The following is a 19,996-nucleotide window of genomic DNA, read 5'->3' as shown; positions in this document are numbered from 1 at the left end:
ATAAGTTTTACTTCGTTAATGAGTATTTGTGCTCAAGACGAAGTAAAATTTAAAAATGTTATATTAGATGGAAAGCCAGCAAGATTGAATATACTCACCGGTGAAATTTCCCTTGTGCAATTAGAAGATAAGACGGTTGAAACCCCAAGAGATTCGGTTGAAACAACATTGATTTTGGAGACAAATCGTAGCGTTATTAATGTATCAATACCTACAAATCTAGAGGCTGATAATGATTCTGATTTTCATATGGTAAAAGAAGGAGATAATTTATTTAAACTATCAGTAAAGTATAAGACAACTTTAGGTGAATTAAAAAAAGCTAATAATTTAGAAACCACACTTATAACTGCAGGACAAAAATTAAGAGTCCGTAATTTTGATAATATGAGTGAGAAAGAACATACATTAGTATGGGTTGTTAAAAAAGGAGATAACTTATACCGAATTGCGAAAGAAAACGGTACAACAGTAAAAGCACTTAAAGACATCAATGGCTTAAAGAGTGATGTTATTAAAATTGGTCAAAAGGTGCAATTAAAATAGAAAAGAACCACACTCAAAAAATAAAAAAATCATATCATCGTTTTAAGATAGATTTAGTTATTTTGCAAAATCTATGATTAAAAGGATTACCACCTTATTTTTAATGCTTTTGTCTCTGCCAATGTTTGCGCAATTGGGAGGTGAGGCAACGTATCAATTTCTCAATTTGGTGTCGTCTCCAAGACAAGCAGCTTTGGGTGGAAAGATTATTACCAACTTTGATCATGATGTTACGGAAGCTCTTTATAATCCTGCTTCTATTAATTACCAAATGAGTAATCAATTGGCTGTCAATTATTCCAATTATTTAGGTGGTGTTAGTTATGGTACAGCGGCTTATGCTTATACTTGGGATAGACATGTACAAACCTTTCACTTTGGTGTTACCTACATTAATTACGGTAGTTTTGATGGTTATGATGTTAATGGGAATTCTACAGGGACTTTTAATGGTAATGAAACCGCAATATCTGCAGGTTATAATTATCATATTCCATATACAGATTTTTATGTTGGTGCTAATGTTAAGATGATTACATCAGCATTAGAACAATATAATTCTATTGGAGGTGCGGTAGATTTTGGCGCTATGTATATTAATGAAAAACTCGATTTTCATGCGGCATTAACCATAAGAAATATAGGAACACAGTTTACAACTTACGCTGGTCAAAACGAACCATTACCTTTCGAAATTAATTTTGGAATGTCACAAACGCTAGAAAATGTGCCGTTACGTTGGCATTTAACGTTAGAGAATCTACAAAAATGGCCAATAGCAGTGTCCAATCCAGCTAGAGCAACAACCGATTTAGATGGTAACCAAACAGAAGAAAAAGTAGGCTTTTTAAATAAGGGCTTACGACATTTAATTTTGGGAGCAGAATTATTTCCAGAAGGAGGTTTTAATGTTAGATTAGGTTACAACTTTAGACGCGCAGAGGAATTACGAATTGTTGATCAAAGAAATTTTTCAGGACTTTCTGTCGGTATTGGAATTAAATTAAACAAAATGCGTTTTAGTTATACGCATGCAAGGTATACAGGAGCTTCTAATACTAGTTTTTTCGGACTTCAAATTGATTTAGATGGCCGAAGAAGGTAAATTAAATAAGACAACATTGAATAAAATTATTATTGCTATAGACGGATTTTCATCCACAGGAAAAAGTACAGTTGCTAAACGGCTAGCTAAAAAGCTAAACTATATTTATGTAGATACAGGAGCAATGTATAGAGCTGTGACTTATTTTGCTTTGGAAAACCAATTTATAGGTGATGGTTTTTTTAAAGAAGACCAATTAATAAATCATTTAGACGATATTACAATTACGTTTAAGTTTAATAAATTGGCAGGTTTTGCTGAAGTTTATTTAAATGGTAAAAACATAGAAGCGGCAATTAGAACACTTAAAGTTTCAAAATTTGTGAGTCCTGTAGCTACTTTATCTGAAGTTAGACGAAAGTTAGTGGAGCAACAGCAGCTTATGGGAAAAGATAAAGGCATTGTTATGGATGGACGTGATATAGGTACTGTAGTTTTTCCTGAGGCAGAATTAAAAATATTTATGACCGCTTCTGCCGAAACAAGAGCCAAGCGTCGTTACAAAGAATTGCTAGATCGTGGTCACGAATTGAGTTATGAAGATGTCTTAGAAAATGTAACCACAAGAGATCATATCGATTCTACACGAGAAGATTCCCCTTTAGTAAAAGCAGAGGATGCTATTGAAATTGATAACTCTAATTTGACGCTAGAGGAGCAGTTGGATACTATTGTTGGTTGGGCTAAAGATCTTATATCGTAGCCTTACGAGTTTAAAATAATAACTATAAAAAAGCGATAAACATTATGTTTATCGCTTTAATAATTTTTAGAAGTCTTTTGATGTAATTAAGAAGTCACTCTTTGTTACATCAAAGATAATAAAAAATATCCTAATTAAAGATTAGGAATAATTAATTCTTGATCAGGATGAATCATATCAGGGTTCTTTAAAATATCAGAATTGGCAGCAAAGATATCTTTGTACTTCATGGCATCACCATAATAGTGTTTTGCAATTTTCCCTAATGTTTCACCAGAAGCCACCGTATGTCTTGCGTAAATGGTGTCATCGGCAACTTTAATGTCAGCCATTATATCTGAAGGATTGTCACCTCCAGTTGCTTTTATTTTATCCCAAAGTAAGTTTTTTTCGTATTGTGTTGCGGCAGTTCCTACAACTTTTAATACTCCATTCTCTTCAGTAACATTTCCGTCTTGAATGTTTAATTGTTCTCCTAAATCTAATACATCTTGATATTTAGCTCTAACCATTTTTTTATATTTTTAAAAATTAATACTCTTTGTAAAGATACCAAATTTATATGCCAATTGTTAGTGTTCTAAGCATCAAATCGATATCCTATTTTATAAGACACATCCATTAATATAAAGTCACATTATTTAGTGTTTGGTTTTCAGAATAATATATAGTACTTTTGCACTCCTTTTTAGCGATGTTAAGAAAAGTAGAAAAGGAATAAGAAAAATCATAATTAATAACTTCTGTAAATTTTTCGCTAATCTTTCAAAAGATACAGAATACAAATTTTTATTCAGCACAAATGTCTGAAAAAGAAACAAACCAAGCTGAAGTTGAAGCAACTGAAGCAACTCAAGCAGCAGCTCCAGTAATCTCTGAAGCTCAAGCAAACCCAGAAAAATTCTTAAAAGAATTCGATTGGCACAATTACGAAGAAGGAATTGAGCAAGTAGCGGATACTAAATTAGAAGAATTTGAAAAACTAGTATCAGAAAATTTCGTTGACACTTTAGATGACGAAGTTGTAGAAGGTACTGTAATCACTATCACAGATCGTGATGCAATTATTGATATTAACGCAAAATCGGAAGGTGTAATTTCACTTAACGAATTTCGTTACAACCCAAACTTAGCAGTAGGTGATAAAGTTGAAGTATTAATTGATGTGCGTGAAGATGCAACTGGTCAATTAGTATTATCTCACAGAAAAGCGCGTGTAATTAAAGCATGGGAACGTGTTAATAACGCACACGATACAGGTGAAATTGTAAACGGTTTTGTAAAATGCAGAACTAAAGGTGGTATGATCGTTGACGTATTTGGTATAGAAGCATTCTTGCCAGGTTCTCAAATCGATGTGAAGCCTATTAGAGATTACGATCAGTATGTAAACAAAACTATGGAATTTAAAGTTGTGAAAATCAATCACGAATTCAAAAACATAGTGGTGTCTCATAAAGCGTTAATCGAAGCTGATATTGAAGAACAAAAGAAAGAAATCATTGGTCAACTAGAAAAAGGACAAGTCTTAGAAGGTATTGTAAAAAATATTACTTCTTATGGTGTGTTTATCGATTTAGGTGGTGTAGATGGTTTAGTTCATATTACAGATTTATCTTGGTCTCGTATCAACCATCCAAATGAGATTGTTGAGTTAGATCAGAAATTAAATGTTGTAATCCTTGATTTTGATGAAAACAAATCAAGAATCCAATTAGGTCTTAAACAATTATCTAAGCACCCTTGGGAAGCTTTAGGTGAAGATGTAAAAGTAGGAGATAAAGTAAAAGGTAAAGTCGTAGTTATCGCTGATTACGGTGCTTTTGTTGAAGTTGAAGAAGGTGTAGAAGGATTAGTTCACGTAAGTGAAATGTCTTGGTCTACGCATTTACGTTCTGCTCAAGATTTTGTGTCTGTTGGAGATGAAATCGATGCGGTTATCTTAACTTTAGATAGAGAAGACAGAAAAATGTCTCTTGGTATTAAGCAATTAACACCAGATCCATGGACTGATATTACTACTAAGTATCCTGTAGGTTCTAAGCACACAGGTATTGTACGTAACTTTACAAACTTTGGTGTTTTTGTTGAATTAGAAGAAGGTATCGACGGATTAATTTATATCTCAGATTTATCTTGGACTAAGAAAATTAAGCATCCATCTGAGTTCTGTAACGTAGGTGATACTTTAGATGTCGTTGTATTAGAGTTAGATGTAGATGGACGTAAATTATCTTTAGGTCATAAACAAACTACTGAAAACCCTTGGGATAAGTACGAAACTGAGTTCGCTTTAGATACAGTACATAAAGCAGCTATCACAGAGATGGTAGATAAAGGAGCAACAATTGATTTTAACGAAGATATCATTGCCTTTGTACCAGCACGTCACTTAGAGAAAGAAGATGGTTCTAAACTTGCTAAAGGTGAAGAAGCAGAATTCAAAATCATTGAATTTAACAAAGAATTCAAACGTGTTGTAGCATCTCATACAGCAGTATTTAGAGAAGAAGAAGCTAAAATCGTTAAGCAAGCTGTTAGAAAACAGGAAGCTCAAGCGGCTGAAGCTAAACCAACTTTAGGTGATGCAAATGATGCTTTACAAGCGCTTAAAGATAAAATGGACGGGAAGAAATAATCCCAATTCCTTTGAAAAAAGGAATCTCATTAATCTATAATTTAAAGCCTCTCGATTTTTCGGGAGGCTTTTTTATGCCATGGTTTGGTTATCTACTCAGTACACTGCCTTTGCAAGAAAAAAGCATTGCCAACAAAATAATTTATCCTAACTTTGTAAGCCAACAACGTTTGGAAACGATATGAGTCAGAAAGTACTACTTAACTCTAAAGAAGTCAATATTACCCTTCATAGATTGGCTTGTCAACTCATTGAAAATCATGATGATTTTTCTGAAACGGTATTAATTGGTCTTCAACCTCGAGGAAAATTTTTAGCAGATCGTTTAGCACAGCTACTCACTGACGATTATAAGATTAAGAATATTCAATTAGGACATTTAGATATCACGTTTTTTAGAGACGATTTTAGAAGAGGAGACAAACCACTAGAAGCTAACACAACCAAAATAGATTTTATAGTCGAAGATAAAAATGTCGTCTTTATTGATGATGTTTTATATACAGGACGAAGTATTAGGTCGGCATTAACAGCGATTCAATCTTTTGGTAGGCCCAAAGATATTCAGTTATTAACCTTAATCGATAGACGATTTAGCAGACATTTACCAATTCAACCTAATTACAGAGGACGTCAAGTCGATGCTATCGATAATCAGAAAGTCATAGTGAAATGGGTTGAAAATGAAGGAGAAGATGCTGTTTATTTGGTAGATAAGTAAGAAGATGAACTCGAACTTGAAATCGAAGTTGAAAACTAAAAATGAAGCGCTAAAGGCCAAAAGCTAATAGCCAAAAGCTAAATAAAGCAAAACAAAATGAGCGAATTAAGTGTCAATCACTTATTAGGAATAAAGTATCTCACTAAAGGAGATATCGACCTTATTTTTGAAACTGCAGATCAGTTTAAAGAGGTTATAAATAGACCTATTAAAAAAGTACCATCACTTAGAGATATTACTATTGCCAATTTATTTTTTGAAAATTCAACACGAACAAAATTGTCTTTTGAGTTGGCCGAAAAACGATTGTCGGCAGATGTGATTAATTTTTCAGCTTCGCAATCTTCAGTTAAAAAAGGAGAAACGCTTATAGATACGGTTAATAATATACTTTCAATGAAAGTGGATATGGTGGTTATGCGCCATCCCAATCCTGGAGCTGGTGTCTTTCTTTCAAAACATGTTAACGCTAGTATTATTAATGCAGGAGATGGAGCACATGAGCATCCTACACAAGCTTTGTTAGATTCGTATTCAATTCGAGAGAAATTAGGAAGCGTTAAAGGGAAGAACGTCGTTATTGTTGGTGATATTTTACACAGTCGTGTTGCCCTTTCAAATATTTATGCCTTACAATTACAAGGAGCTAATGTTATGGTGTGTGGACCTAAAACTTTGCTTCCAAAATATATTAAAGATTTAGGGGTTAAAGTAGAAACCAATCTTAAAAAAGCGTTGGAGTGGTGCGATGTTGCTAATATGCTACGCGTACAGAATGAGCGTATGGATATTAGTTATTTTCCTTCTACAAGAGAATATACACAACAATTTGGAGTTAATAAAGAACTATTAGACAGCTTAGATAAAGAGATTGTGATTATGCACCCTGGACCAATAAACCGGGGAGTAGAAATTACAAGTGATGTTGCAGATTCTAAACAAGCTATAATTTTAAATCAAGTAGAAAATGGAGTAGCGGTTAGGATGGCCGTGATTTATCTTTTAGCGTCTAAAATAAAACAATAAATTATGATAATAGATAGAGACGGTAACATTACCATAATTACACAAGAAGCAGCAGCTGTAAAAACGTTAGTTCAAAATATTGAACAAGCTTATGAAACTTATAAAAATGATCACCTTATCGTAAATTTAACGAGTTTAGATAAGGTTTCATTAGAAGATATAATTGAGTTTTTACGATTGAGTAATAATCATAGGGGAGATAAAAAGAGTTTTGTTATTGTATCTGAAAATGTAGATTTGGAGCAAATGCCAGATGAAATAGTTGTGGTGCCAACACTACAAGAAGCTTATGATATAATCGAAATGGAAGATATTGAACGCGATTTAGAATTGTAATAATAGTGTTGGTTTTTAAGATGTTCATCGTTAACAACTAACGATTTAGCAGTTTAAGAACTTCACAAAAAATAATTAATGAAATTAACCATTCTCGGCTGCCATAGTGCCACTCCAAGTATTAACATCAATCCAACTGCACAAGTTTTAGAGATTAATAACCATATGTTTTTGATTGATTGCGGAGAGGGGACACAAGTGCAACTGAGAAAAAATAAGGTAAAGTTTTCAAGGATTAAGCATATTTTTATCTCGCATCTTCATGGTGACCATTATTTAGGTTTAACAGGATTGGTGAGCACTTTTGGATTGTTGACACGAGAAACGGAACTTCATATATATGCACCTAAAGGCTTAAAAGAGGTGATAACGCTTCAAATGAAATTATCAGAAAGTTGGACAAACTATCCTCTGATTTTTCATGAGTTACGTTCAAAAGAGTCCGAATTAATATATGAAGATGATAAAGTTGAAGTACATACGATTCCTTTAAAGCATCGTATTTACACTAATGGCTTTCTATTTAAAGAGAAAGAAAATGAACGTAAAATAGATATTAATTTAGTTAATGAAGCTAATATTGATAAGGCCTATTTCAGAAAGTTAAAACAAGGGGTTGATGTTGAAAACGAAGATGGAGTTTTAATTAGTAATGCAAAAGTGACTAAAGATCCAATTCCTGCAAAAAGTTATGCCTTTTGTAGTGATACCATCTATAATGAAGACATTATTCCAATTATAAAGAACTGTACCGTATTGTATCATGAGTCTACATTTTTAGAGAAAAATGAAGCCCTTTGCATTCCTACAAAACATAGTACAGCTAAACAAGCTGCTACGATAGCTAAGAAAGCTAATGTAGGAACTTTAATCTTAGGACATTACTCAACACGTTACAATGGTTACGAAGCATTTAAAACGGAAGCTAAAATGGTGTTCGACAATGTACTACTATCTAAAGATGGTAAAACATTTAATTTTGATTAACATCAGTCTTAAATTCTTCTAAATTCATAGTCCATTCTATGGCTTCTTCTAAACTTTTGCAGCGTTTTAGACTTTTATTAAAAAATTGCTTTTCTAAAGAAGCATTGAGGTAACTAAAATTAGAATAAGTTACAATGGCCGAAGCTACAAAGACATCATAGTCTTTGTTAAAATCAACCCAAAGTTGTGGGTCAAAAGAATATGAGTTATAACGATTGGCAATATAACCTATTTTAGTATTGGCAGAGATTAATTCACTAAATCTAGAAATTAATTCGCTAGCAATAGTATAATCCACATGTATACCTTCGTTAAATTCAGATAATAAAAAATGTTCTGTTACGTATATGGTGCCAAATGAAAATTCTTCTTTTGTGTACTTTAATTGTGTAGAATATTTACTGTCCTCAAACTTCATTTTTGTATTTTAATCCTTAAATTTATAGGGAAAATTGCGATGTAAAAAATAATAGAAGAAGAAAAATTAAAATAAAAACGTAATGGAAACAGACTTAGGTGATTATAGAAAATCTTACGAAAAGGGGCAGCTATTATTAGACACGATATCCGAAAACCCAATGGAGTTATTTAGAGATTGGTTTATAGAAGTTGATACGCATTTTAATGTGGATGAAACAAATGCTATGACCATCTCAACGATTGGCTTAGATGGTTACCCTAAAAGTAGAGTAGTGTTACTTAAAAAATATACACACGAAGGATTTATATTCTATACCAATTACAACAGTGAAAAAGGTAAAGCTATTGCAGAGAATCCTAATGTCTGTTTATCGTTCTTTTGGCATGCAGCAGAACGACAAATTATTATTAAGGGTAAAGCTGAAAAGATTTCAGAAAACCTTAGTGATGGGTATTTTGAATCGCGACCAAGAGGGAGTCAATTAGGAGCTGTTGTTTCTAATCAAAGCGAAGTGATTGCAAATAGACAAGAATTAGATAATAAACTAAAAGACCTTGAAGCTAAATTTGAAGGAGTAGAGATTGAACGACCTCAGTATTGGGGCGGGTTTATTATTAAACCCGTAGAGCTTGAATTTTGGCAGGGTAGACCCAATAGACTACACGATAGAATCCGATATCAACTTCGAGAGGATTATAATTGGAAAATGGAACGTCTAGCTCCTTAAAACGATTGTGATACTGATTGTAGTTATTTAGCCGATTTTGTAAAGCTAAAATTCACAGCAAACAGACTGGGTTTAATTGCCGATGAAATACAATAATCACAGGTTTAAATGTCGTTTTTTTGTTTTTTAAAGTGTATTTCATCGATGATTTACATTAAAAACCGATAAACCGTATGTCGTTTATCGATTTTAACATTTTCTTAACAGTCTAGCTTAGCTGTACGGTTAATTTAGTAGTCCCAAATCTAAAGACCCTACATTATGAATGCAGCTAGACTCTTGCCAATTTTGGCTATTGTTGCCCTTTTTAGTTTCACTTCTTGTGCAAAAGACACTACCGATGATGAAGCGTTAAATTCAATTGAAATTCCAGTGGCCCCTCAAGCCAAATCCATAGAGATTGAAATTATGGAGCTTATTAATGCTTATCGCATTACTGAAGGATTAAATCCTTTAAATAATCACAATACAGTTAAAGCTGTAGCTTCTACACACACGGATTATATGATTGAAGTTAATAATGTCTCTCATGATCATTTCTATTTAAGAAAACAAAGTTTACAGGCCAATGCTAATGCTAATATCGTTACAGAAAATGTAGCTTATGGTTTTAGTTCTGCAGAATCGGTTGTAAATGCATGGTTAGCGAGTCCAAGCCATAGAGATAATATTCAAGGTGATTATACCGATTTTGATGTCTCTGCAGAGCAGAATAGTGAAGGTAAGTGGTACTTTACTAATATATTTATTAAACGATAGTTTGCTTCACTTGTAGACCGTATTCACTGGCTTTTATACCCGACTTTAACTTTTATAAAAGGCACTGCATAATAGCTCTTTTTAAAAACAGATTTTCGAGAATGCTTAGACCAATTATTTCAATGAAAAGGTGTATATTTTAATTGTTTTACGCTGTGTGTATGCAGAATACTTGGTGTAGTTAAGTACATTGAATTTGTGAGTTCAATATGTTCTTGTTGTATGGTTTCTATACCAACAAAAATTCCACTTTCACCAAACGGAATAATTTTATCCTCTAAATCTAATTTATAATTCTTAGCATTTTTTTGTGGCTTAATAATAAGGTTTTCATAATGCATAAGCTCACCAGGAAATCCTAGGTCATTTAGCTTATAAAAAGCAAATCTATAATAGGTTTGGTGCGTTTTGTTCGTATCGCGACTTGAACCTTTAAATTTTAATTTGAGTTGAATTAATTTTCCTCTGCGTTGCGTTGCTTAGTGTTTTCTATTAAAGTGGTCGTTTCATAACCAAAAGGAATAGATACCGGAAACACCTGCTTTCTAGGGCTTGTTGAAATACTTGTCTTATGAGTATCATATGATTTTCTTCTACTTAAAATTAAAGATTAAATATAATGACTAAGATATGTCTGTAATAATTATTTTAGCGATGTCTAAGACGTGTCCACCATCTTCATTACATAACTTACCATATTTTTATTTTTAATAACAAAATTGACGTAAGCTAATGTTTTATTTGCGATGCTATTGGAGATACTCCCTTTTAAGGTTTGAGAATGGGAAGGTAAGTTTATGAATAGTATGAATAATGATAATACATATGTCATTATGGTGCTTTGTTTAATCAAATACAGGCCTTAAAAGTACTAACAAAAAAAGAGCAAACTTATTACAAGCTTACTCTTTTTTAATTGATGTTATTTGGATTTATTCCTTATCTCTATCCAAAATATAGAAATAAGAACGTCTATTTAATTGGTGCTCTTCTTCTGAACATTTAGAATTATTTCCGCAATCATTTAAAAGTTGTGTTTCACCATAACCTATTGCACTTTCTATTCGATTTGCACTAATACCTCTAGATAAGATATAATCTCTAGTAGATTTTGCACGTCTATCTGATAATTTCATATTGTATTTATCGCGACCTCGACTATCGGTATGTGATTCAATTTTAATAATCATTTCAGGGTGTTTGCGTAGAACATCAACAATATTCTCTAATTCGTATTCCGCATCAGTTCTTATATTTGATTTATCAAAATCAAAGAATATAGGATTAATAACAATCTGATTATCTTGAATTAATGGTCTTAATGATAAGTCTAATGTATTAACTTTTTCATTTTCATTATTGGTTGTAATAGATCCTTTATCATCTTTATAGTCTGGTTTTGATCCTAAAATCGTATACGTTTTATCACATTCTACGTCAAATGTATAAGCACCATCGCCTTTAGTTACAACTTCCTCTATAATTTTACCAGTTTCATCAATCAGTTGTACTGTAACACCTGGTAATATAATATCTGTTCTTTGCTCTCTAGCTACACCTGTAAGTTGTTGTTTACATTCAGTAATGTTGTAGCTATAGATATCGTCACTTCCTTTTCCTTCAGGTCTGTTAGACGAAAAGTAACCTCTTTGAGTTTCGCTATCAATAAAATATGCAAAATCGTCATAGCCACTATTAAAAGGGGCACCAATATTTACAGGATCCGTTGTGGCTTCTTCCTTTAAGATATTAGATTGAAAAATATCTAATAATCCTAAATTTAAATGCCCATCTGAAGAAAAGTAGAAGGTGTTGTCTTTACTTACAAAAGGAAACATTTCGCGACCTTCTGTATTAATATCATCACCTAAATTTTCAGGGGTTCCATAAGTACCATCATCATTTATGGTCACAGAATAAATATCTGTTTGTCCAATGCCTCCTTCACGATCGGATACAAAGTATAAAGTTGTGTTATCTGGACTTAAAGCAGGATGACCAGTAGAATATAAATCGTCATTAAAAGGTAGTTCTTCAACCGCGGTCCATTCATCATCAACTAATGTTGCTTTATAAATTTTAAGATGTGTAGTTCCTTGTTTATCATATTTTAGTCTATTGCGTTTACTAGTGTTATCTCTAGTGAAATACATAGTTTTACCGTCGTTTGTGATAGCCATAGAAGCTTCATGATAGTCTGTATTTACGTTAGCTGCATTAATTTGAGAAGGTGAGCCGTAAGTTCGGGTACCATTTTCGTCATCCTTAACTTCAATTTGAAAGATATCTAAAAAAGGTTCTTTGTTCCAATTGTACACTTTTTTTGCATCACCTCGTCCTGAGGCAAAGTATAAAGTGTTGTTAAACATATAAGATCCAAAATCGGAGTTTTCAGAATTGAATTCTAAATTTTCAATAGTGACTATAAGATCATTATTCTTAGAGGTTAATTTATCAAATAAATCAACTTCATCAGGATTGTAACCATTTAGGCGACTATCTCCTTGTTGTGCTTCACTAAGCTTTTTAAACCAAACATCAGCTTCTTCATATTTTCCAATACTTCTTAACGATTGAATGTATTTATATATGAATTCAGCTTCAATGTTTTTATGTTCAGACAATGCCTTTCCATACCAGTAAACAGCTTTTTCAGAATTAGAATTATTGTAATATGCGTCGCCTAATCGTGTTAAGACGTGTGCCGTATTTTCTCCTTTTTCAACAGCTTTTTCATATAATTCTATGGCTTTCACATAGCCATAATTATCAAAGAATTTATCTGCTAATTTCGTTTGGGCAAAAGAGAATGAACTGTATAAAATTATAAGGAGCGCTAATATTTTGATTTTCATAATAAGGGCTTTTTAGAAATATCTAGGCGATTTAATACGTTTACTTTTAAAGACTTCAAACATTAATAATACTTCGTGCGTACCACTAGTGTAAGGTCTGATATCAGAAAGGGGATACTCATAAGCATAACCAATTCTTAATTGTTTTGATATTTGAAAATCGGCAATACCTCCAAGTGCAGCTGTATTTTGATTAACTCTATAAGCGCCACCTAACCAAAGTTTGTCATGGAATAGGAAGTTTGCTGAAATATCGAAAGATAAAGGTGCACCGTTTGTTGCTTTTAACAAAGCAGAAGGTTTTAATTTTGTGTTTTCGCTAAGGTCAAACACATAACCACCCGTGACGTAATAACTTATTCTTTCTAAGGCAACATAATCAAGAGTGCCATTTTTCCCTTTATTATAATCGGTATTTAAGATTCTTGGAGCTGATAATCCAACATACCAACGTGAGGAATGTAAATATAAACCAGCACCAATATTTGGACTCCAACGGTTAGATACATCATTAAAAAATGGATCACTAGTCACAGAAGGATCGTTAAGTAATTCTTCATCTAAAGTATAATGCGTAAAACCACCCTTTATACCAAAGGCCAATTTGGTAGTTTCGCTTGTTTGAATGGTATATGAATAATCTGCATAGAGGTATGAGAAGTTTTCATAACCTAACTTATCATTAATAAAGGAAATACCTAATCCCATGTTTTCGTTACGTAAAGGAGAGTGAACAGATAACGTTTGTGTTTCTGGTCCACCTTCTAAACCAACCCATTGACTTCTATGTAATCCAACAACACTTAGCGTTTCTCTACTACCAGCATAAGCAGGGTTAATAGAAATAGTGTTAAACATATATTGCGTAAACTGAGGTAACTGCTGGGCAAAGGCAGAAGAAACACTCAAAAATAGTATCGCAATACTTATGATTTTTGATAACTTCATTGGTTAAGTTTTAATTAATTTGTAGCTACGTAGATAGGACCTGCAAAAGGTGCTAAACCACTATTTTTTAAGTTAATAATATAATAATATGTACCAGTTGGGACTTTTCCAGAACTTCCGACAGAAGAACTATGAGCTTCCCCATTCCAATCGTTTAAGTAGTTGTTAGATTTATAAATCTCAGCTCCCCAACGGTTGAATATCTGTAGTTCTATTACAAATCCACAATCTTCAATACCAGTTATGGTAAAGAATTCGTTATAAGCATCACCATTAGCCGTTACTGTTTTTGATATTACAACATCATCCTCACCACATGCTAATACCACACAATCATCATCTAAAGTTACAGTGACTTCTTTTGAAACAGAACAAGATCCGTCAACAATTTCATATTTAAATGTGTAAACACCAACTTCCGCAGAAGACGGGTCAAAGAGACTTCCGTTAAGGGTTGCATCTCCAGAGACTACAGTCCATGTTCCATCGGTACTGAAATCACCAGTCAATAATTCAAATAAATCAAATTCAGAATCTAAAATACAACGTGTTGTATCAATGGCATCAAAGACATTACTGATATCTACTGTAATTGTTTGTGTAAATACAGCCTGATTTCCGCAATCATCTGTAACAGTCCAAGTTCTAAGAATATCGTAGTTGTTTGAATCAACAGTTGCATTAGAGTCTTCGTTAAACGAAACTTCTATGTCATTTGAACAAGAATCTTCAAATACCAAACTTGGAACTTCAGGAATACTATCACATGTCACATTTATTGAGTCCTCAAAAGCACTAACCAAAGTTGGTGCAGTGTTATCTTGCACTGTAATTATTTGTGTATGTACGGCTTCATTTCCACAGCTATCAGTAGCGGTCCATGTACGTTCAATGATATAATCGCCCATACAAGTACCATTTGTAATTTCTTCTTCAAATGTCACTTCAGCAGTACCACAGCTATCAGTTGCTGTTAATGTTTCAGCAGTAGGAACAGCATCACATTCAGCATCAAGATCCATAGGTAAAGTTTCATTAAATATCGGTGCTGTTGTATCTTGAACAGTAATCGTTTGAACAGCTGTTGTTGAATTGTCACAATCATCAGTTAAGGTCCACGTTCTGGTAATAATTGAAGCGTTAGGACAAGAGCCATCAACCACACTATCACTAAAGGTCGCTTCAAGATCGCTAGAACAGTTGTCAGCTTCATCAGTAACCTCACCAGTAATGGTTAAATCAGTAACATCTACATCACATTCAATAGTAATATCTGCAGGAACGCTAAATGTAGGTGCTGTTGTATCTTGAACAGTAATCGTTTGAATAGCTGTTGTTGTATTGTCACAATCATCAGTTAAGGTCCACGTTCTGGTAATAATTGAAGCGTTAGGACAAGAGCCATCAACCACACTATCACTAAAGGTCGCTTCAAGATCGCTAGAACAGTTGTCAGCTTCATCAGTAACCTCACCAGTAATGGTTAAATCAGTAACATCTACATCACATTCAATAGTAATATCTGCAGGAACGCTAAATGTAGGTGCTGTTGTATCTTGAACAGTAATCGTTTGAATAGCTGTTGTTGTATTGTCACAATCATCAGTTAAGGTCCACGTTCTGGTAATAATTGAAGCGTTAGGACAAGAGCCATCAACCGCACTATCACTAAAGGTCGCTTCAAGATCGCTAGAACAGTTGTCAGCTTCATCAGTAACCTCACCAGTAATGGTTAAATCAGTAACATCTACATCACATTCAATAGTAATATCTGCAGGAACACTAAATGTAGGTGCTGTTGTATCTTGAACAGTAATCGTTTGAATAGCTGTTGTTGTATTGTCACAATCATCAGTTAAGGTCCACGTTCTGGTAATAATTGAAGCGTTAGGACAAGAGCCATCAATCACACTATCACTAAAGGTCGCTTCAAGATCGCTAGAACAGTTGTCAGCTTCATCAGTAACCTCACCAGTGATGGTTAAATCAGTAACATCTACATCACATTCAATAGTAATATCTGCAGGAACACTAAATGTAGGTGCTGTTGTATCTTGAACAGTAATCGTTTGGGTTTGAGATGTTGTGTTTTTACAATCATCCGTTAAATACCAAGTTCTGGTAATTATAGAAGTATTGGGGCAATCTCCATTAGCTACACTATCAGAATAAGAAGTAATAAGAGCGGTTGAGCAGTTATCTGCTTTATCAGTTATATTACCAGTAATTGTTAAATCTGTTGCATCCACATCACATTCAATCGTAATATCAGCAGGTACTGTAAATGTTGGAGGAGTTGTATCTTCAACAGTTATCGTTTGAATTAATGAGGTTGTGTTATTACAATCATCAGTTAAAGACCAAGTTCGTGTGATAATGTATGACTCAAAACATAAACCATTAGTTATACGGTCTGAAAATGTCGCTTCAAGATTAGTAGAACAATTGTCTGATTCATCAGTAACATCACCAGTAATTGTTAGATCTGTAGCGTCTATATCACATTCAATAGTAATGTCAGCAGGGGCACTAAACGTTGGTGGAATAGTGTCGTGGACAGTAATGAGCTGAATGCATTCGGTGCTATTTAAAACCGTTGTGTCATCTTCATCATAAATTCCGTTTCCATTTGTATCGTCATATGATGTGATTGTATAGGTACGAGTAATAATTTGGTCACAATTATTTTGAGCACTACCATTCTGAGCTGTAATTCTAATAACGCCACAAGTGTTATTGCTTATAATACCATCTTGATTACCTAAAGCTTCAAATTCTTCGATAGTATAAGTTGTTTGAGAAGGTAAATCTGCGTAACAAGCTACTGTAGTTGTTTCGAAAGTAGGGCATGTTACTTCAAACTCACAGCATTTAGCAGCTTCTCCTGTTAGGGTAATTGTATTACAAGAATTGACATCGTGTATTTCAATATTATAGGATTCATTACTTGAAATTGCATCAGAAGTCCAAGTAAATGTATCGTTATTATTTGTAACCCAGCTGCCTGGTTGACCTGTACCATTTACAGTAAAAGGTGGTGTTCCTGTAAAGGTGGCAATCAAGACATAAGTAGAACCATCATCTGAACATTCTAAAGTTTCTGTAGTTACTAAAGTAATGTCAGCTGTAAAATTAACTGTTACAGCTAATCTTTCTTGACTCTCACAGCCTTCAGCGGTAATTTGAGTTGCGTAATAAGTAACTCCATCTATTAATGATTCAGACGAATCTAAAGAAGATGCACCAGTTTCATCAGCATACCATTGTATATTTTCGCCAGTAGCATTTAGGTTAGCAATGGTAGGAGCAGTAGACGCACAAAATTCTTGAATAGCATTCCCTGTAGGTATTGAAGTTTCATTTAAGCTTATCGTAATAGTTGCTGGTATCGATGAGATTCCAATGATATCCGAAATTATATAATCTATAGAAGCTCCAGAAAAACCAGGTAAGGCCTCAAATAGTATATTACCATCACTATTTACTGTAAATGTTCCTTGATTAGAAATCGTTACGGTGTTAGTAGGTAACAATGTTAAAGGGTCAATCAGTTGTACCGAAGTTACATCGATATTATAAGTTCCGGCGGAATCATTTTCTAAAACATTTATATTTATTTCTGTTTCATTAGACGTAATACAAACAGAATCATCTTCAGCCATAGGAACAATTAACTGAGAAGGACAGCGTGCACCGTCACCTGGTAGTATATTAATTAATTGATTATAAGGAGTCGCTGCTAAATTTCCCGTATTTGGTGTTGCAATCCTATAGACATTTCCCGATGCATTATTTGCTATGTACATGTTTCCAAGTGCATCCATATATGCAGTTCCAAACGCATTAGTGATTTCAGAATTTAGTCCGGTAACTAAACCAAGATCGTCTACTGTATTTGTAGTAACATTAAAACGCAATAACTTTCTGTTAGTAGTACTTGTTACCATATAAATGTTACCATCTACTGGGCTAACTGTTATGTCATTAATGCTAACAGGGTAGTTTAATAATGTTGTTGATTTTAAATAGTTAGGACTTGTTGGGTTTAAATCGATAGAAATAAATTTGTTTTCCCCATATAAGAACAAGATACCGTTTTCATTAATATCACCTGAACTGTAGTCACCAATAGTAAATGGCCCAAGGATGGGTAAAAACTCTATATTTCCAGAGGAGTCAATTTTTACAATATTATTAGTGAATTGTTGTATTCCATAGATATTATTATCTAAAATGTTGTAACCAATACCGTTCACAAACTGAGAAATTGAACTGTCTTCAATTAAAGGCGCTTTTATTAGGGTTTGGGCATGTGTAGCTAAATCATAAGAGTATAACCCTGAAACAAAGTTGTTTTCATCATCTCTGTCGTTAACAATAATGTAAGCAAAACCGTTCTCACAATCAAAAGGAGTATTTAAACATTCAGCTGGTGAAGAACCTATGAGGTCAATTGATCCGCATTTATCAGATATTGTAACATTATAAGTTTCAACCGTACTTTCAATAGGGCTAGAAACCCATGTGGTAGTACCATCATTATTGCTTGTAAAAACCCCAGGTTGTCCAACTCCAGAAGCTGTAAAGGGGGCCGTACCTGTAAACGAAGCTTCAATGGTATAAAGTGCTCCGTGGACAACAACACAATTAGTTTCCTCAGGATCCACCAAAGAAATTTCATCATTAAATTGAACCGTAACGGCTAATCGTTCTGTACTTTCACATCCTTCCGTACTTGTTTGTGAAGCATAATAAGTAGTCCCATTATGTATAGCCGTATTAGAATTAAGTACTGTATTGTTGTTAGGACTTGAATACCATGTTATGTTATTTCCAGAAACATTTAGATCTGCTATTGTGGTGTTTTCGTTTTCACAAAATTCTTGAGTAGTCTCACCTGTTGGTGCTTCAGTATTATTTAAATTAATAGTTATGCTACCTAAATTAGAGGAATACCCAATAATATCTAAAATGGTATATGCTATAGAGGTCCCTGTAAATGTTGATAATGGTTCAAATGTAACGTCTCCATTAGCTCCTAAAGTAAATGTTCCTTGACCAGCAACTGTAACTGAATTTGAAGGTGCCGAAGTTATAGGATCAATAAGTTGAACAGATGTTATATCTATTGAGTAAGTTCCTTCAGAATCATTGGCAGCGACATTTATTACAACATTTGCCATATCGGTACTATAACAAATATCATCTGGATTAGCCATAGGTTTGGTAGGTTGCGATGGGCAACGTGCACCATCTCCTGGACTAACACCTGGTAAATTACTATAGTAAGTTGCTGTTAAACCACCTAAATGAGGGGTTTCTATTTTATATGTGTTTCCTGAAACATTATTTGCCACATACATATTACCTAAAGCATCCATGTAGGCTGTACCAAATGAATCGGTGCTTTCTGATTCCAAACCAGATACTTGCCCTATAGTAGTTATGGTATTTGTCGTTGTATCAAATTTCAACAATGACCGTGTACTTGTGCTGGTTAACATGTAAATATTATTATCAACAGGGCTAAAAGTCATATCATTAATATTTAATGAATATTGTAATACAACATTAGCAACTAAATAATCGGGGCTGGTTGGATTTAAATCAATGGCAACAAACCGATTTTGTCCATATAAATATAGAATGCCATTAGCATCAACATCGCCTGAAGCATAATTATTTCCAATTAAACCAGTGACCGTCATTAGTTCTATATCACCATTGCTATCAATTTTAACAACTTTATTACTGCCTTGTAATAAGCCATATATATAATTGTCAACAATATTGTAACCAATAGCATTAATAAATTGAGATGTTGATGTGTCAGCAAGTATAGGGTCTTTAATTAAAGCAAACGTGTTTGTAGATAAATCAAATGAATATAACCCCGTGACATTACCATTGGAGCTATTAACATTTGTTAGTATATATCCAAAACCGTCTGCACAATCGAAAGTTTCATTAGCATCTCCTGTGAGCATTTGTTCTAAATCATTATAACTTGAACTATTAATGTTAGTAAAACGAGCATTTGTTAAACTAAGATCCTCAGAAGGTACTTGTTGTAGTTTTGAAGGCTTTTTGTTTCTTGGGATTAAAACTTGACTAGAAGCGTTAAAGCTAACCATACTTAGTGCCATGATTAACACGAGGGTTAACTGTAGTATGGAAGGTGTTTTTAATTTAGGACAGTATAGATGTTTCATTTTAAACTTTAT

General features: G+C 33.6%; 16 protein-coding genes. 10 read left to right on the top strand and 6 right to left on the bottom strand.

All coding sequences use genetic code 11. The annotated features are described in order from the left end of the window. The first annotated feature begins 18 nt into the window (after positions 1 to 18). The 3 genes from ACXGSQ_RS14910 (at position 19) to cmk (ending at position 2,354) form a co-directional block, all read left to right on the top strand. On the top strand, positions 19 to 546 hold the full coding sequence (locus ACXGSQ_RS14910; protein WP_458626945.1) for a LysM peptidoglycan-binding domain-containing protein: 528 nt from the start codon (positions 19 to 21) through the stop codon (positions 544 to 546). 73 nt (positions 547 to 619) lie between these two features. After that, complete coding sequence (porQ, locus tag ACXGSQ_RS14905; protein ID WP_458626944.1) at positions 620 to 1,651, top strand: type IX secretion system protein PorQ; 1,032 nt, start codon at positions 620 to 622, stop codon at positions 1,649 to 1,651. Positions 1,652 to 1,667: 16 nt separating this feature from the next. Continuing rightward, the gene (gene cmk / locus ACXGSQ_RS14900; RefSeq protein WP_458626943.1) at positions 1,668 to 2,354 is read left to right on the top strand and encodes a (d)CMP kinase; all 687 of its coding nucleotides are present in this window, start codon (positions 1,668 to 1,670) and stop codon (positions 2,352 to 2,354) included. A 134-nt stretch (positions 2,355 to 2,488) separates the two neighbouring features. On the opposite strand, the gene ACXGSQ_RS14895 is transcribed toward cmk, so the two are convergent. Then, positions 2,489 to 2,866: a LysM peptidoglycan-binding domain-containing protein gene (locus ACXGSQ_RS14895; RefSeq protein ID WP_458626942.1), complete on the bottom strand. Its 378-nt coding sequence runs from the start codon at positions 2,864 to 2,866 to the stop codon at positions 2,489 to 2,491. A 290-nt stretch (positions 2,867 to 3,156) separates the two neighbouring features. Between ACXGSQ_RS14895 and rpsA the strand changes: the two genes are divergently transcribed. From rpsA to ACXGSQ_RS14870, 5 genes are all read left to right on the top strand, one after another. Further along, a complete protein-coding gene (gene rpsA / locus ACXGSQ_RS14890; RefSeq protein WP_458626941.1) occupies positions 3,157 to 4,992 on the top strand; it encodes a 30S ribosomal protein S1 in 1,836 nt (611 codons plus the stop codon). 181 nt (positions 4,993 to 5,173) lie between these two features. Further along, positions 5,174 to 5,713, top strand: coding sequence for a bifunctional pyr operon transcriptional regulator/uracil phosphoribosyltransferase PyrR (gene pyrR / locus ACXGSQ_RS14885; protein ID WP_458626940.1), 540 nt, complete (start codon positions 5,174 to 5,176; stop codon positions 5,711 to 5,713). A gap of 96 nt (positions 5,714 to 5,809) precedes the next feature. Next, the gene (locus ACXGSQ_RS14880) at positions 5,810 to 6,739 is read left to right on the top strand and encodes an aspartate carbamoyltransferase catalytic subunit (protein WP_458626939.1); all 930 of its coding nucleotides are present in this window, start codon (positions 5,810 to 5,812) and stop codon (positions 6,737 to 6,739) included. Positions 6,740 to 6,742: 3 nt separating this feature from the next. Then, on the top strand, positions 6,743 to 7,075 hold the full coding sequence (locus tag ACXGSQ_RS14875) for a ribonuclease Z (RefSeq protein WP_458626938.1): 333 nt from the start codon (positions 6,743 to 6,745) through the stop codon (positions 7,073 to 7,075). A gap of 78 nt (positions 7,076 to 7,153) precedes the next feature. After that, entirely contained in the window at positions 7,154 to 8,062 is a 909-nt protein-coding gene (locus ACXGSQ_RS14870; protein WP_458626937.1) for a ribonuclease Z, read from the top strand. Here ACXGSQ_RS14870 and ACXGSQ_RS14865 read toward each other — a convergent pair. Beyond that, positions 8,049 to 8,480, bottom strand: a complete 432-nt coding sequence (locus ACXGSQ_RS14865) for a hypothetical protein (protein WP_458626936.1) — start codon at positions 8,478 to 8,480, stop codon at positions 8,049 to 8,051. The genes ACXGSQ_RS14870 and ACXGSQ_RS14865 overlap by 14 nt on opposite strands. Before the next feature lie 82 nt (positions 8,481 to 8,562). Here ACXGSQ_RS14865 and pdxH point away from each other — a divergent pair, with 82 nt between their 5' ends. Further along, positions 8,563 to 9,210 carry a pyridoxamine 5'-phosphate oxidase gene (gene pdxH, locus ACXGSQ_RS14860; protein WP_458626935.1) on the top strand — a complete coding sequence of 216 codons (648 nt, stop codon included), beginning with the start codon at positions 8,563 to 8,565 and terminating at the stop codon, positions 9,208 to 9,210. A 261-nt stretch (positions 9,211 to 9,471) separates the two neighbouring features. Continuing rightward, a complete protein-coding gene (locus ACXGSQ_RS14855) occupies positions 9,472 to 9,969 on the top strand; it encodes a CAP domain-containing protein (RefSeq protein WP_458626934.1) in 498 nt (165 codons plus the stop codon). Positions 9,970 to 10,088: 119 nt separating this feature from the next. On the opposite strand, the gene ACXGSQ_RS14850 is transcribed toward ACXGSQ_RS14855, so the two are convergent. From ACXGSQ_RS14850 to ACXGSQ_RS14835, 4 genes are all read right to left on the bottom strand, one after another. Continuing rightward, entirely contained in the window at positions 10,089 to 10,310 is a 222-nt protein-coding gene (locus tag ACXGSQ_RS14850) for a hypothetical protein (RefSeq protein ID WP_458626933.1), read from the bottom strand. A gap of 591 nt (positions 10,311 to 10,901) precedes the next feature. Next, on the bottom strand, positions 10,902 to 12,824 hold the full coding sequence (locus tag ACXGSQ_RS14845; RefSeq protein WP_458626932.1) for an OmpA family protein: 1,923 nt from the start codon (positions 12,822 to 12,824) through the stop codon (positions 10,902 to 10,904). 12 nt (positions 12,825 to 12,836) lie between these two features. Continuing rightward, positions 12,837 to 13,772, bottom strand: coding sequence for a PorP/SprF family type IX secretion system membrane protein (locus tag ACXGSQ_RS14840; RefSeq protein ID WP_458626931.1), 936 nt, complete (start codon positions 13,770 to 13,772; stop codon positions 12,837 to 12,839). 14 nt (positions 13,773 to 13,786) lie between these two features. After that, positions 13,787 to 19,984 (bottom strand): HYR-like domain-containing protein, encoded by a 6,198-nt coding sequence (locus ACXGSQ_RS14835; protein WP_458626930.1) that lies wholly within the window; start codon positions 19,982 to 19,984, stop codon positions 13,787 to 13,789. Positions 19,985 to 19,996 lie beyond the last annotated feature (12 nt).

The sequence above is a fragment of the Winogradskyella sp. PC D3.3 genome, assembly GCF_054366245.1.
This window is presented reverse-complemented; position numbering and strand designations above follow the sequence as displayed.

What these genes read in the sequence shown, in the direction of transcription:
- ACXGSQ_RS14875 (WP_458626938.1), top strand. Translation starts at nt 6,743, where the DNA reads ATGATAATAGATAGAGACGGTAACATTACCATAATTACACAAGAAGCA.
- ACXGSQ_RS14845 (WP_458626932.1), bottom strand. Translation starts at nt 12,824, where the DNA reads ATGAAAATCAAAATATTAGCGCTCCTTATAATTTTATACAGTTCATTC.
- ACXGSQ_RS14865 (WP_458626936.1), bottom strand. Translation starts at nt 8,480, where the DNA reads ATGAAGTTTGAGGACAGTAAATATTCTACACAATTAAAGTACACAAAA.
- pdxH (WP_458626935.1), top strand. Translation starts at nt 8,563, where the DNA reads ATGGAAACAGACTTAGGTGATTATAGAAAATCTTACGAAAAGGGGCAG.
- ACXGSQ_RS14840 (WP_458626931.1), bottom strand. Translation starts at nt 13,772, where the DNA reads ATGAAGTTATCAAAAATCATAAGTATTGCGATACTATTTTTGAGTGTT.
- ACXGSQ_RS14870 (WP_458626937.1), top strand. Translation starts at nt 7,154, where the DNA reads ATGAAATTAACCATTCTCGGCTGCCATAGTGCCACTCCAAGTATTAAC.
- ACXGSQ_RS14880 (WP_458626939.1), top strand. Translation starts at nt 5,810, where the DNA reads ATGAGCGAATTAAGTGTCAATCACTTATTAGGAATAAAGTATCTCACT.
- ACXGSQ_RS14855 (WP_458626934.1), top strand. Translation starts at nt 9,472, where the DNA reads ATGAATGCAGCTAGACTCTTGCCAATTTTGGCTATTGTTGCCCTTTTT.
- ACXGSQ_RS14910 (WP_458626945.1), top strand. Translation starts at nt 19, where the DNA reads ATGAGTATTTGTGCTCAAGACGAAGTAAAATTTAAAAATGTTATATTA.
- ACXGSQ_RS14835 (WP_458626930.1), bottom strand. Translation starts at nt 19,984, where the DNA reads ATGAAACATCTATACTGTCCTAAATTAAAAACACCTTCCATACTACAG.
- pyrR (WP_458626940.1), top strand. Translation starts at nt 5,174, where the DNA reads ATGAGTCAGAAAGTACTACTTAACTCTAAAGAAGTCAATATTACCCTT.
- porQ (WP_458626944.1), top strand. Translation starts at nt 620, where the DNA reads ATGATTAAAAGGATTACCACCTTATTTTTAATGCTTTTGTCTCTGCCA.
- ACXGSQ_RS14895 (WP_458626942.1), bottom strand. Translation starts at nt 2,866, where the DNA reads ATGGTTAGAGCTAAATATCAAGATGTATTAGATTTAGGAGAACAATTA.
- ACXGSQ_RS14850 (WP_458626933.1), bottom strand. Translation starts at nt 10,310, where the DNA reads ATGCATTATGAAAACCTTATTATTAAGCCACAAAAAAATGCTAAGAAT.
- rpsA (WP_458626941.1), top strand. Translation starts at nt 3,157, where the DNA reads ATGTCTGAAAAAGAAACAAACCAAGCTGAAGTTGAAGCAACTGAAGCA.